This is a genomic window from Spirosoma lituiforme (assembly GCF_054776635.1).
On sequence record NZ_BAAHBO010000009.1, the window covers coordinates 23,996 to 37,419 of the forward strand.

Below are 13,424 nucleotides of genomic sequence, written 5' to 3' on the forward strand. Positions count from 1 at the left end.
GATTTACAATTAAGAATAATCCCGCTGCTGACTAGCCCGATGGCTTTGCGCAAGGGTTAGCGCAGCTTGTGGCGCTGCCGTTCCTGCTGAAGTAAAACCGTGACTTCCTGTTGAATTGCCGCCATATGGTCATTCAATCGCTGGCCAAGCTGCTGATCTGTCAGCATAGCCAGTTCAGGATTTATAGGTAGTTCAGCGAGATTCTCCGCAAGCTTTGCTTTTCTGGCAGTCACCTGAGCGAAAAAAACGGGGTGCGTGGGAGGAGCATCAACCTGCGTAGCTACTTCCCCGGCAAAGCAGCCATAGGGTAAAGCGTTTAAAGTGGCGGATGATATACGGGGTGCTTGCGTTGCGTTCGGTTTAACGAAAAAGGACCAGCTTTTGGATGGTTTTACTGTTTCCAGTCGCTTTGTCAACCGATCAGCGATTTGTTGCGCTGAGGTGCCCCGCACTTGTCCGGCCAGTATCGTTCCACTCATGGTAAAGAGAGCCTGAGCTTTAACTTTGCCATATTTGTTTTCAAGTTGAGTAAGATCCTGAACCGATAAGCAGAGGGCAATTTTATTGAACCGGGCCGTGGCTAACAGACTGTCAAATTCGCTTAAATAAAGGGTAGGAAATTCGTCGAAGATTAACGCACTGGGTCGTTGATGGGGATGATTGACCTGTTTGGCCAGCAAGTGTGAAATCAACGCTAATGGGACAGAAAACAAGTGGCCCGAGGCTGGATCGTTTCCCAGACACAGTATTTTAGGATTACTCGGATTATTGATATCTACCAATGCTTCACTCCCTGTCATAATCCAGTAGAGCACCGGATTTTTTAAGGTGGACAGGCTTAGTTGCATCACCTTCAACAGCCCCTCCATGTGTTCACGCGTATCATTTGCATCAATGTTGGTTATGGCTTCCATCAAATGGGCCAGCTCGGGCTCGGCCTTGAGTAACGGAATGATCTCTTCGGTAGGCCTTGTTGCAAATTCAATGATGTGGGGTAGGGTGCAGTAGTTAAAGCGATTTGATTTAGTGGCCGCAGCTCGTTCTTCAGTCGGCAACCTATCTTCATAATTCGCTTCCTGCCGATCGTTGTAGCGCTTCATGTACCAGATACAGGCAGTTAAATAATTGATCGCCACCTCAACGAAAAAATCTCCCTCCCCCTTCAGACTCCAAGATCTATTTACATTGTACAGTAGGTTTTTCGCGGCTTCTAAGGCTTCGAAGCTATTGGTGAACCGCTCGGCCAAAAATGGATTACAACGCGACGAATAACGGGGATCAGTAAAATTGATGGCATGAAACGAAGGGCTTACTCCCGATTGGTTCGTCGTTTTTTTCAGATTGTCAATGTAATGCGTATAAGCCAGCCTGCTTAGCTCAGGCGATTTATAATCGTAAATGGCCATCGTGAATTCTTTCTCCAAAAGCTGATGTACAAAATTTTGGACAAAGGTTTCGGTTTTACCTGTTCCGGGTGCTCCTAAAATCATTGTACCCCGAAACAGATGTGTCAGGTTAATCCACCCTTTTCTGACCTGATTCTTATAGCGCCAATGGGTCGGAATATTAACCGAACACGCATTGGCAATTCGGCGGGTTTCCTGGTTGAAAGAATCAATCAGCTCGTCGGCTTGTGTTGCTGAATTCATCATGATACATTGGATTTAAACTGGAGAAGATAAAGTGATTTATCACGGCTCAGCACCAAATACATTGGTGAACTGGTATGAAGATTTAGTTGAAGAAAGTCGGTACATCCGTCCGTGAATAGCCCGCTTGATTACGTAATTCATGGACGCTCCCGTAAATGGGCAGGCCTGTAACCAGGTAAGCTATACACCGATTCGACAGAAGCTCTTCTCGATCCTTGCGGCCATACGGATGAAATCTTGACATAAAGTACCTGTTTGAAATACGCTATAACGCAGAGCATCCTACACTTTGGTTACTGGCTTTCTCAAAATTGACTCTTGTCAATCACATATCTCTAGAGGGTATTAAATTATTTTTTTTTCGGTCACAATCATCAAAAAAAAAGTTAATGACTACGGCCTCGACGTCTCACGGGCGTAGCCTCGCCAACTCGTTTTTTCTTGGGCCGAATGGCACTAGCCGACTCACCCAATATATCCAAGAGTCCTTTCTGGGGAGCCTGGTTTTCAAATCGGTCCAGCAGAGATTGTAAACTGTCACTGGATGAAGATTGCTTCAGCGAAGATGAACTAGTAGACAGCGCGTAAGGCTTTGAGCTGTCGAGTGCTGGTTGCGAGCCTGACGTTTGGCCCTTGGTCGGCTGACGATTGGCTCGTGGTTGACTCACTAGTTGATCCAATAAAAGTTGGGGCTCTCGAATTTGGGATAGATGAGGAAACCGGTCATGGACTCGTTCAATCAATTTATTGAGCCTACCGGGTTCAACGTCGCTATCAACGGCCCTGGCTAATGACCGCATCCGTTGGGCGGCAACTGAATCGGGCGCTGGCCAGGCCCCTTCGAGTACATAGACATTCTTTCCCGGTTGAGAAGGGAATTGGCGGCTAAAGGTCTGAGCAATTTCGGGCGGCACCGCTACGTAGCTGGCGGGGTCCGTTTTATAGTGCCCCATTCGGAATACCGGTCTGTTCGTAGAATCAACTTCCTGTTTGATTAAGAATCCCCGTTGATACAAGGCTGATAGATGCCGTCGGGCGTCACCAGGCCGAGTTGTACCGGGTTCGCCGAATTGTTGAGTGGTGTCGCTTAAAACTTGGCTCCCCCGTTGTTCATTGTACCATCGTTGAAAGGTTGGCAGCATCGGCTTGGGCAGAATAATTTCTACGGCTGGCAGCGTTAGACTGGCCACCTGCTGACGAGTTAGACGGGAGAAATCGTTGCCCTGACTGATGGCCCGTAGTAGGGCTTGATCGGCCGCGTTGAGACGGGGGCTTATAAGTTCATTAGAAACGGGACGGCTAAAGTTAGTTTGTTCGGAAGGGGTTAGAGTATAGAACCGGCCGGGATGGGTTGAGTGTTCACCTTCTTTTAGCCGCACTTGCCCGGATTCAGTTCGTTGCCAGATCAAGCCTAGTTGCGTGGTAATCTGGTAGCGTTGCTGAGCAGTTAAATCCGCTTGTTGTAAAAGTCTTACCAGGTCCTGGCTTACGGTGGATACTGGTTGAGGGATTACTGGTTTGGTTGGTAAGCTGATCGCTTTGTTTGCTTCCGGCGTTGCATTATTTCCTGCAGTTGATTCCAGTTGAGCCTGTAGCTGAATTTGTACCCTCATGGCTTGCTCCATCACCGAACCCGAACCCGGTGAATAATTGGCCTGACGATGCCACCGGCCAAGCTCTCCCTGCATCAGTGCCGTATTGTTGAGGTCTATTGCCTGGCTCATGGAAACCAGACTGCGCCCCGCCGACGATTTTAACGTTTGGGTTTGATCCGCTAGTGTGGGTATGGACTCTTTCTGTAATCGACGAGCCAATGCATCTGGCACGGGAGTAAATCCGTCTGAGCGGGTTAAATAGTGTCCCATTCGATAGGCACCACTGGCTAACGCGTCGATGACAAAACCTCTGGCCTGAAGTTGAGGAAGTAGGGGTTTTTGGTCGTTCAGGTGAGTACTTACCTGATTGGCATAAGATTTATTTAGCCCTATTGAGACATGGTCAAATCGCGGGCCGATGGCCGCTTTGAGGTGAGCAGCCGATACCTGGTAAAAGCTGATCGGGTCGGGGGGCATTTGTCCACTGGCCAACGCCCCATACAGCAATCGTTCCGGTTTAGTTAGACGACTTCGGAACGCGAGTGAGGGCCCCTGATCCTGTTGTAGCTGTTTTTGAACAGACAAGGGTATAACATAACGTAGCTGTGCGTCTTCCCGGTGCGTCAGTGTTCCCTGATCAACCGTAAGTACGAAATCAGCGGCCGACAGAAACGCCCGTTTACTGGCAGCCGATAGTGGAAGCTCGCTGGCCAGCGAAACGAATTGATTGGCGGTCTGGCTAAAATAGGCCTCTTCTTTTGACCGGATCTCGGGTAATTGACTTTGTTTATAGGCTTCAAATTGAGTGACTGCCTGCCGGGCGGATTGGGGATTAACCCCCTCCTCTATTAACAAGTCGGTCAGTAGCTCATGGGGAAACTGGCGGATGAGTTGGCTCTCAAAAAAGTAAGGCTTTTTACCATCAACACCTTGCTGCCGTACCTGCTGATAAAAGTGACTAACACGTCGACGCAGGGCGAGTTCCTGGGAAGTTGGCTCCGTCTTTTGGCTTTGCCCTTTTATCGGCTCGCCGGACCCAGCTGAGCGCTTAGTTCGTGGTGGTTGATCGGTGGTGCTTGGGGAGGATGCCCGAACTCGGTTTTGAAGCGTGTCAAGCCGAACACTCCGGTCAGTAAATGCGGCTCGTTGAACCAAGCGGGTATAGGCTGGTCCAAGTTCATTTTCACCGTATACATTGCGACTTTTATGATCGACGTACATGTACTGCTGTCCCGTATCGATCACCTGAATGCCGGCGCTTCGTAACTGAGTTCTAAAATCCGCTTCACTCAGTTGGCTGTACGATCCCAGACTGCTGTGAATCCGTTGGCGCGTAGCTTCTTTGCCACTACGGATGCGGGTAGCATTCTGTTTGAATTTGCGCTCCAGCCGCTCGTAAGTCGGTGCAAACGCAAAACGACTGGCTTTAATGGCCGGGCCAATCGCTTCCCCCCGTTGATCGTTCGGCCCATTGTATAATTGAAACGTAATGCCCTTATAGGGCTTTCCGTCAGCTGCCACGCCACTTAACTGATTCATTTGTACCCGGTGCTGGTGGAGAAACTCAGAAAAGGTCAGCACATTGGAAAAATTATAATCTGTCAGGGCCGTACGCACCACGTTACCGATCGCTTTTTTAGCTTCGGGTTCTTTATAGCCAAGGATTTGTTCGGGTAACAACCCATTCATCAGTAGCTCTTTTCCTTGCTTCTCGGCTTCAACTAAGCCATATTCTTTTTCCAGAGCCTGACGGACGGCATTGCTACGTCGCTGTTGATGGGAATCAGAAATTTTTTTTCCTTGGAAATCGACCGATACAGAAACAATGTGAATGTGGGGATGATGAGTATCCTCGTGTCGATAGATCAAGTAGGGCTGTTCGCCATAGCCCAATCGGTCCATGTAATTTTGTCCGATTTCACTTAATTGATGATCACTAAATTTCTCCGAAGGATGAAACGCTAATGATACGTGAAATGTGGGTTTGCTTATGTTTTCATTGCCCCGCGCATAACGTTCCAGCTCGTTAATTTTTTGCTTGACTGGTAGTTTAGCTTGATCATAGGCAACCGCATTAAAACCTCCTAAAAAACGGGCTTCTCCGTGAGCTACTTTATACTCATTGTACAACACGGCACCAGCCGGATTGGCTCCTGTGTTTATTCGGGCCACCATGAGTTAGGGGTTTAATTTTTCGCTGAATAAATCCGCCTGTCTATACTGTTGATCGCTCCAGTGAATCAGCTTTGCTATGTCAATTAACAGCTCACGCTGCTGTGTTATTTCGCCTCGCACCTCGTTGGATAGATAGATATTATTCAGGCGTTTGACGGATTGATTATAATTTAACCCAATGGCCCGTAATTGAATGACAAATTGGTTTAGCAATTTGATACATTGATCCAGCCGCTCAATTATAGCTTTTGGCTCTTCTTCTACGCTAAGCTTTCGTGAGGATTCCTCATTAATAGTCCAAGCAAAAAGTCTATGTTTGGCAAACTCATTTCGGGATATTTTCTTAGTCAATCGCTGATGTTGCCAGGCCTCGTGAAATGACCGGGCTTCCCCGTCAGTCAGATGGAGGTAAATTCGATTCGTCTTTTTAAGAGCTACTTCTTTGGTTGGTCTCCCGCCTTTATTACTCTTTTTCCGACCGGGATTCTCGGTTACGATTGACCCTTTGTTGGCTGACTTCATAGGACTGAATTGGTTGCTAAGACAAAATCGATTCTCGATTACGGGGCGGTTTTGGTGAGCGGTCAGGGCTGAATGTGTTAACGAAGCCCTATTAAACCGCTTTTTTTAGCCTCGCAGAGCAAGATTCGTTTGAAGCGGTAAAAACGCCCGTAGGAAGAGTTTTTTGCCGCGAAAAACACATCTTGCTTTCGCCGTGGCGAACGGGTTTTCCGGCGAGAAAAGCCCCCGATGGGCGAAAAAGCCATCAAACCCTTTTTTTATTAAAATTGCGTATGACTGAACCACAAAATGCTACCAGTCGATCCGCATCTCAAAGGTAATGTGTCTTCATTTATCTTAAAATATATCCGCTTAAAAAGTAGTGACCGAAAAAAAAATAATTTTACAGCTTTGTATAAGAGTGGTATGACTAGGTTTACTTTTGACTAAAACAGGCAATAATCGTCTATTCCAGCATTCTGGTAGGATAGCTAGGAGGCTAGGAGGCCAGGATAGCTAGGGAGCTAGAATAGCTAGGAGGTTAGGGGGTTAGGGGGCTAGGGAGCTAGGGAGCTAGGATAGCAAGGAGGTTAGGGAGCTAGGGAGCTAGGGAGCTAGGATAGCAAGGAGGTTAGGGGGCTAGGGAGCTAGGAGGTTAGGAGGTTAGGGGGCTAGTAGGCTAGGATAGCTAGGGAGCTAGGATAGCTAGGAGGCTAGGATAGCTAGGAGGCTAGGGCGTTAGGAGGCTAGGGTAGCTAGGACGTGAACTTGTATGTTTTCTGCTGGAATTAATAATTCATAGTTAACGGTATAACTAGCATCTAAAGACTTAATTTCTAGTCAAATGTTTTTAAAATTAATTTAATCAATAAATACAATAAGTCATGACTAAAGTAATCAGTTTTATGTCCCAGAAAGGGGGTACAGGTAAAACCACCTTATCTATTTTGACAGCTACCTTTTTGCATTCTATTGGCGCTGGAGTTGCCGTAATTGATGCAGACTTTCCTCAACACTCTTTTACAAGAACACGAACAAAAGACATCTTAGACTTAAAAGAAAAACAGGGCAAAAAACAAGGTGAAAACTTAACGCTGGTTGATTCCCAGATAAAACCTTACCCTGTCGTTGATGCAACTGTCAAAGAAGCAACAGTAGCCTTGAAAAGCATGAAAACTAGTCAACAACTTGACTTTATTTTAATTGATATTCCAGGTACGTTTAATGTTGAAGGCATTGATTATTTGATCGATTCATTAGATCTAATAATAGTTCCAGTTGAACTTGAGTATAAATCTATTACGGCGGCTATGGAAACCATGTCTATGATTCGATCCCTAAATCCCAAAGTGAGCATCAGCGTAGTATGGACTAAAATTAAAAGGAACCATAAAGTTGCAGAACGCCAAGCTTATGAAGACTACTTTAAATCCAAGTTTAACCCTTATATTTTTAAGTACATGCTACTGGAAACGGTTAGAGTAAGCCAGCTGCTTAATACCATAACTCCGCAGCCTGAATCTATAAGTGAATTTGTAGATGAAGCTGGTACAATGCTCTTAAGCATAGAAGGTAAAACTGCTTTAATGAATTAGTTAGTATGGGAAAAGTAACATTACCGCCTCTGCCTGGAGTAGAACCCAAGGGTAGTATTGCCACCTATTTATCACAAGTGCGTCAGAAACGCACTTATGATGCATCATCTTCAAACGATCATGGAGGTGAAGCGACTTCCATGGTAGAAGATCAATCGTTCACCGAACTGCTTGACTCCCCTATAAATTCTCCCGATAAAGCTGGCTCGACAACGCCTGTTGAACTCCAAGGTCAAAGCTTCGGTCCGATTGCCGTTAATAATTCGGCAGACAGACGTAATGAGGAATTGTCCAAAATTTTGGACAATTCCCCTAGTGAGCCTAAGCGAGTTAACAATGCTGGCAAAAAGGATACGGCATCTCCGATGTCTGTCGATAATGAAGCTGTTGAGCAGCGCCAGATGACGCCTAAACGTTCCCGCATTAGGACTGATGTGGTTTCAAGTACTCCCCTGCCCATTGTCAAACTCATAAATTCGTTGCCCAATAGGTTTGCAGCGGGCTACTTTACAAAAGGAGAATCGAAAGTGCGTCTTACAGCAGAAATGGCTGATTTAATTCAAATTATTGTTGACTCTAACGGAAGGATTGAGCAGCCCAAATATTTTGCGGATAATTTAGTAAACTATCTCTTAAAAGAGTTTTTCATAAAGTACGCATCCGACATTGAGCAACTCAGCATAGAACAACAAGAACGACAACGTATTCAACATCAGAAAAATTTGACTTTGATTAAACAGACTGAAAACAACTTGACCTGAAAATAATGTATGCTCCCTTACTAATTAAATTTAGTGCGATGTGAGTTTTGTCAAACCACTATTTATAGTCAAGTGATGATTAACCGCTGATCGGTTAAACGGTATCGACATTTTAAACTTTTTGCTAATGAATTTACTAGGGTTTTTAGCTATCATCATTTCCGTTACCGGCCTGATCTGGCTACTACAAATAATTTTTAAAGGAAAAGAACGGATCGATATTAATCTATCCGTTGGTCGTAGAGCTACCTCTTCATCCGAGATGCCCACGAACTTAGCTGATTCGAAAAAAACCCATCCGGGCATCCCCCAAACAGAACCAAATTCCATATTGGGTGAGGTTGTCAGCATAGGTAGTAAGATACCCTCATCAGCTACGTCAACTGCTGATTCTTCAGCATCCACAAATCCAATCAATGCTACTCCTAGGTCGCATCCTACCGAGTCAAATGGAACAGACCCGGATGCATACCTGCATAAAGCATTTGAGGACGAATCATTTGAGGAACATACTAACGAATCGCTTTTGCAAGAGGTTGCCGGTGGCCAGCTCACGCCGCCAATGGGTCAGCTGACTTTATCTGGTTTCGGCAGCATTGCCTCACAACTTTTCTCAGATAGCTTTGACAAGCCTCAAAGTTCGGAGCAGATAGAAGCGATGTTTGCTGTGTTAAAAGAAAGCACCCGGCGTATAGAGCAGCAAATGATCGCCCTGTATGAGGTTCATCGCTCCATGCAAGCCAATCAAGACACACCTTCCAACTTGGCTCAGTCCACTCTAGAAGACCAAACAGCTAATGATGCTGGTGACTATGATTTTGGCGCGGATGATGACGATAATGACAATGAGCACTCATTTGGGGGCGGATTAAATACGCAGCTGACAACGAGTACTCCAGATGAGGAATCACAAAGTGCTCCGGCCACTGAGTTTATTATGACGATGGACGAATTATCCATTCTGGTACCGGCTGGAACAATCCAAACGTTCGATGCATCGGATGTCTTGGAACCAGCACCTGAGATACGGCATGAAGCGCTGCCTTATTTCGCTAACTTAAATAAAACCGGGGAATTAGGTTATGAAGTGGTGGAAGCGATCAAACGCAAAGCTCCCACACGTGAGGTCAGGCATCGCGTTCGTCAGGTCATACGAGCCATTGACCACTTCAATCTAAATAGCGATGCAAATGCTGCTCTACGGTTGACGGCTGTATTCCGGCACTTGCCTGAACACTTAGGAGAATATGATGATGATGTTGCTGCTATCGGGCGAAAGTTTGGACTAATTGAACCCGCTAGTGAACCGGCTTCAGTAGAAGCTGATTAAGAGTACACACAATTTTTTTTCTAAAAGTGTGACCGAAAAAAAAATAATTAAAGGCTTTTGTTTTAGGGTACTTCCGAATCAATACTTTTGAATCAAGATAGACGGGGGTCTATCTCCATTGAATCAAACCTTTCATAGTCTTATGAAAAAACTTCTTGTAAGAGGGTGGAATACCCGAACTCTGGTAATCACCTGCGCGCTCCTGAGCATTGGCGTGTATGCCATGGCGGGTGGAACAGCGACGGCTGCAGCTGGTTTGGAACAAGCCAATACGGGCATTCGGGCCATGTGGCCAACGGTACAAAAGTTAATGTTCACCGTCATGGCGATCATCGGTCTGGTCGGTGCTGCGTCGGTATACGGAAAATGGTCCAATGGTGATCCTGATACCCGAAAAGCCGCTGCTTCCTGGTTCGGTGCCTTGATTTTTGCCGGACTGGTCGTCGTTATACTGGGTGCGGTTTTTACTCCAGGTTGATATGGCTCACCGATTACCTAGGTCACAATCGCCGAACCCTGCCTGACGGTGGGGTTCGGCGTTTAAAGCTGACTCCAACAAGCATCCTTTCACTTCTTAATGGTATCCTCATGTTGACTAGGCCTTGGATTTTACCGCTGGTTCTTTTGTCCCTGCTCTTACTGACTTGTTCGGATGTCTGGGCGGGTGGCGCGCCTCCCACAGCCGTAGCCAAAGCTACGTATCAGATATCAAGTGCTTATAAGGCCATGAAGATTCTAGGCAGAACAGTGGCTATGATCTGCGCGATGATCGGCTCGGTAAAGGTTTATAACAAATTTCAGATGGCTGATCCGGACATGTACCGATCCATATTCGCCTGGATATTTGCCTGTCTGTTCTGCCTGTACTTCCCTTACTTCTTTGATCTGCTTTTCCGCTAAGACGCACTATGTATCAAATCAATAAAGGTGTCGATCGCCCGCCCGAGGTACTCGGAATCAGGGGCATGAATTATTTGATCTACCTGGCGGGTGGCACGGTTGGCGGCATGGTGGTGGCCACCATCGCTATGCTCATCGGCGTACCCGCCGTGTATGCCTATGGCGTCATGTTCGTCATGGTTTTTTTAGGCTACAATACGCTGGCCTCCTACAGTAAAAAGCATGGTGAACGGGGACTATCCAAATTCAATGCGCGGAATCGGTATCCAACCGTCATTCAGGTGCGCAGCACCCGGCCTTACCGGGATATGCTTATCAAGCGAGAGGTGAAAACGTCAACCTGGGATCGATTTAAACTAAAACGCAACTAAATCATGGCCCAACGCACAGAAGACTTAATGAAGTATTGGCCTCTGCGGTCAATTGAGAATGACTGCATCATTTCTAAGATGGGCGATATTACCGTCTGTTATGAAATGACCTTACCGGAGATCTACACGCTTTCCGCGCACGTCACGGAAGGTGAATTCCGGGTTGAAACGGGTGACTTCCGGGAATTAAATGAAATGTGGTGTAAGGCGCTCTCGGTTTTGCCAGAACACTCTATTTTTCATAAACAGGACTTTTTCACGGTTGACACCTATGACCCGACGCGGGTAGAGGAAGGAGGGTTTCGGAATACATTTCTGGATAAAGCATCGTCCCGGCATTTTCACGAGAGACCCTACCTCAACCACCGCTGCTATTTATACCTAACGAAAACATCCAAGCGGGCCGTGTCCACCATGCAGACCAGCCTGGTGTCCGGTCGGTTTCTGTCTAAGGAGATTTCAGACCCCATCAAGCTGTCAGAGTTCTATTCAGCCATCGAACAGTTCGTCTCGATCATCAATTCAACGCGCAACGTGAGCATGCGCCGGCTGGCGGGTGAAGAAATCTATCAGAAAGGTGATAAGCCGGGTATTCTCGAACGCTACATGAGTCTGGAGGCTGAAGCGGATGTGGTACCGCTGTGTGATATACGTCGCGGAGAGGATCTGATGATCGGCGATAAGATTGTTAAATATTTCTCCCTTTCAGATATTGAAGACTTACCGGATACCGTGTATACCCACAACGCGGTGAGTGCGCTGTCCACGGAGAATTCAACGGTATCGGTGGGCTTTGCTGCTCCCGTCAGTTTAATGCTGGGGGTCAACCACGTGTATAACCAATATATTTTTAAAGAAGATCGTAACGAAATCTTTCCGCAACTGGAAGCGCGGGCTACCCAAATGACCGCCCTGGCGTCCTTCACAAAAGCCAATGCCAGTAATGCGGCCAAAATAAACGATTACCTGCATTACGCGGCCGACACCGGTTACCCGCCCGTTAGGGCACACTACAACCTGCTGGTGTGGACAAATGATAAAGCGGATCTGCCACAACTGCGCAACAAAACCAACGCGGCAATCGCCAAGATGGGGGTTCGGCCCCGGGAAAATTCGACTACTGACAGCTTATCCATGTTCTGGGCCGGGATTCCAGGCAATGCGGCCGACTTACCTGACGAAGATAAGTTCTGGACATTTACCCCCCAGGCACTGTGCTTGTTAAACGAAGAGTCCGTCTCGCCAAACTCGTATTCAAGCATGGGCATCCGGGTAACCGATCGGCTATCAGGCAAACCGCTGTATGTTGATTTTTCGGACGCACCCATGAAGCGAGGCTGGATCACTAACCGGAATAAATTTATTCTGGGTCCTTCCGGATCGGGCAAAAGCTTTTTGACCAACCACTTCCTGCGGTCTTATTTCATTCAGGGAGCCCATATGGTGATTGTCGACGTTGGCGACTCCTACGAAGGACTATGCTCGATGTTAGGCGGAAAGTATCTAACGTATAAACCGGAAGCGCCCATTACATTCAATCCCTTTTTCATAGAAGGGCGTGCCAGACCGGACATTGAAAAATTGGAGTCGATCAAGGCATTGCTGCTTTCACTGTGGAAAAAAGAGGAAGAAAACCTGAGCCGGCTGGAGGAGACCGCCCTGTCACTAGCCGTCAATGGATACTTTTCCCATCTGGAACTCAACCCGGAGATTTTCCCCTCGTTCAACTCCTTCTTTGAGTTCCTTAAAGATGACTTTAAAAAGGCGCTTGATAGCCGGGGGATTACCGCTAAAATGTTTGATTATGACGCCTTCATTGTCGTTATGGAACCCTTCTACCGGGGTGGGGAATATGATTACCTGCTGAACTCAGCGGATAATCTTGACCTGACCAATGAACGCTTTATTGTCTTTGAGCTCGATAATATCAAAGATAACGCCATTCTGTTTCCGGTGGTCACCATCATCATCATGGATACATTTATTACGAAAATGCGCACGCTCAAAGGCATTCGTAAAATTATTCTTATTGAGGAAGCCTGGAAAGCCATTATGAAAGAGAAGATGGCTGAATACATCAAGTACTTGTACAAGACGGTTCGTAAGCATTTTGGTGAGGCCTGGATTGTGACCCAGGACATCGACGATATCCTGGGGAATAAGATCGTTAAGGACTCGATTATCAACAATGCGGACACCCGTATTTTGATGGATCAGAAGAAGTACAAAAACCGGTTTGAGGAAGTAAAGAAGTTCCTGGCACTGACCGATCAGGAAAAGAACCTGGCCCTCTCGGTTAATCGCGATCTGAATGCAACCCGGAAATACAAAGAGTTCTTTGTGAGCTTCGCGGGTCAAATCAGCCTGGTTTATGGACTGGAAGTGTCCGTCGAAGAATACCTGGCGTTCACCACCGAACAGAGTGAAAAAGAGGCCGTCAAAAAGCTGGTAGCGGAGAACGGGGGCAATTACGATTTAGGTATCCGCTCCTATCGGGAACAGCATGGGTAAGCTGGCCGACTGCATCGATTATGTCCAATCAGT

10 protein-coding genes are annotated in these 13,424 nt (G+C 46.8%); 7 read left to right on the top strand and 3 right to left on the bottom strand.

All coding sequences use genetic code 11. The features are described 5' to 3' along the window. Positions 1–56: 56 nt before the first annotated feature. The 3 genes from ACYU87_RS23505 to ACYU87_RS23515 all read right to left on the bottom strand — a co-directional run bounded on the left by ACYU87_RS23505 (position 57) and on the right by ACYU87_RS23515 (position 5,944). Positions 57–1,652 (bottom strand): type IV secretion system DNA-binding domain-containing protein, encoded by a 1,596-nt coding sequence (locus tag ACYU87_RS23505; protein WP_461073743.1) that lies wholly within the window; start codon positions 1,650–1,652, stop codon positions 57–59. Between the two features lie 386 nt (positions 1,653–2,038). Beyond that, a complete protein-coding gene (locus ACYU87_RS23510; RefSeq protein ID WP_297369722.1) occupies positions 2,039–5,422 on the bottom strand; it encodes a relaxase/mobilization nuclease domain-containing protein in 3,384 nt (1,127 codons plus the stop codon). A gap of 3 nt (positions 5,423–5,425) precedes the next feature. Continuing rightward, positions 5,426–5,944: a plasmid mobilization protein gene (locus tag ACYU87_RS23515; RefSeq protein WP_461116917.1), complete on the bottom strand. Its 519-nt coding sequence runs from the start codon at positions 5,942–5,944 to the stop codon at positions 5,426–5,428. An 863-nt stretch (positions 5,945–6,807) separates the two neighbouring features. Between ACYU87_RS23515 and ACYU87_RS23520 the strand changes: the two genes are divergently transcribed. The 7 genes from ACYU87_RS23520 to ACYU87_RS23550 all read left to right on the top strand — a co-directional run bounded on the left by ACYU87_RS23520 (position 6,808) and on the right by ACYU87_RS23550 (position 13,391). Then, positions 6,808–7,518, top strand: coding sequence for a ParA family protein (locus tag ACYU87_RS23520; RefSeq protein WP_297369716.1), 711 nt, complete (start codon positions 6,808–6,810; stop codon positions 7,516–7,518). 5 nt (positions 7,519–7,523) lie between these two features. Then, complete coding sequence (locus tag ACYU87_RS23525) at positions 7,524–8,279, top strand: hypothetical protein (protein ID WP_461073746.1); 756 nt, start codon at positions 7,524–7,526, stop codon at positions 8,277–8,279. Between the two features lie 127 nt (positions 8,280–8,406). Then, complete coding sequence (locus ACYU87_RS23530) at positions 8,407–9,609, top strand: hypothetical protein (protein ID WP_461136546.1); 1,203 nt, start codon at positions 8,407–8,409, stop codon at positions 9,607–9,609. A 142-nt stretch (positions 9,610–9,751) separates the two neighbouring features. Continuing rightward, entirely contained in the window at positions 9,752–10,087 is a 336-nt protein-coding gene (locus tag ACYU87_RS23535) for a DUF4134 family protein (protein WP_297369708.1), read from the top strand. A 146-nt stretch (positions 10,088–10,233) separates the two neighbouring features. Continuing rightward, positions 10,234–10,509, top strand: a complete 276-nt coding sequence (locus ACYU87_RS23540) for a DUF4134 family protein (protein ID WP_297369706.1) — start codon at positions 10,234–10,236, stop codon at positions 10,507–10,509. 8 nt (positions 10,510–10,517) lie between these two features. Next, positions 10,518–10,880 carry a DUF4133 domain-containing protein gene (locus ACYU87_RS23545; RefSeq protein ID WP_297369703.1) on the top strand — a complete coding sequence of 121 codons (363 nt, stop codon included), beginning with the start codon at positions 10,518–10,520 and terminating at the stop codon, positions 10,878–10,880. Positions 10,881–10,883: 3 nt separating this feature from the next. Then, positions 10,884–13,391, top strand: coding sequence for a TraG family conjugative transposon ATPase (locus ACYU87_RS23550; RefSeq protein WP_461136547.1), 2,508 nt, complete (start codon positions 10,884–10,886; stop codon positions 13,389–13,391). Positions 13,392–13,424 lie beyond the last annotated feature (33 nt).

Coding starts and splice junctions, on each gene's coding strand:
- ACYU87_RS23505 (WP_461073743.1), bottom strand. CDS start 1,652: ATGATGAATTCAGCAACACAAGCCGACGAGCTGATTGATTCTTTCAAC.
- ACYU87_RS23510 (WP_297369722.1), bottom strand. CDS start 5,422: ATGGTGGCCCGAATAAACACAGGAGCCAATCCGGCTGGTGCCGTGTTG.
- ACYU87_RS23515 (WP_461116917.1), bottom strand. CDS start 5,944: ATGAAGTCAGCCAACAAAGGGTCAATCGTAACCGAGAATCCCGGTCGG.
- ACYU87_RS23520 (WP_297369716.1), top strand. CDS start 6,808: ATGACTAAAGTAATCAGTTTTATGTCCCAGAAAGGGGGTACAGGTAAA.
- ACYU87_RS23525 (WP_461073746.1), top strand. CDS start 7,524: ATGGGAAAAGTAACATTACCGCCTCTGCCTGGAGTAGAACCCAAGGGT.
- ACYU87_RS23530 (WP_461136546.1), top strand. CDS start 8,407: ATGAATTTACTAGGGTTTTTAGCTATCATCATTTCCGTTACCGGCCTG.
- ACYU87_RS23535 (WP_297369708.1), top strand. CDS start 9,752: ATGAAAAAACTTCTTGTAAGAGGGTGGAATACCCGAACTCTGGTAATC.
- ACYU87_RS23545 (WP_297369703.1), top strand. CDS start 10,518: ATGTATCAAATCAATAAAGGTGTCGATCGCCCGCCCGAGGTACTCGGA.
- ACYU87_RS23550 (WP_461136547.1), top strand. CDS start 10,884: ATGGCCCAACGCACAGAAGACTTAATGAAGTATTGGCCTCTGCGGTCA.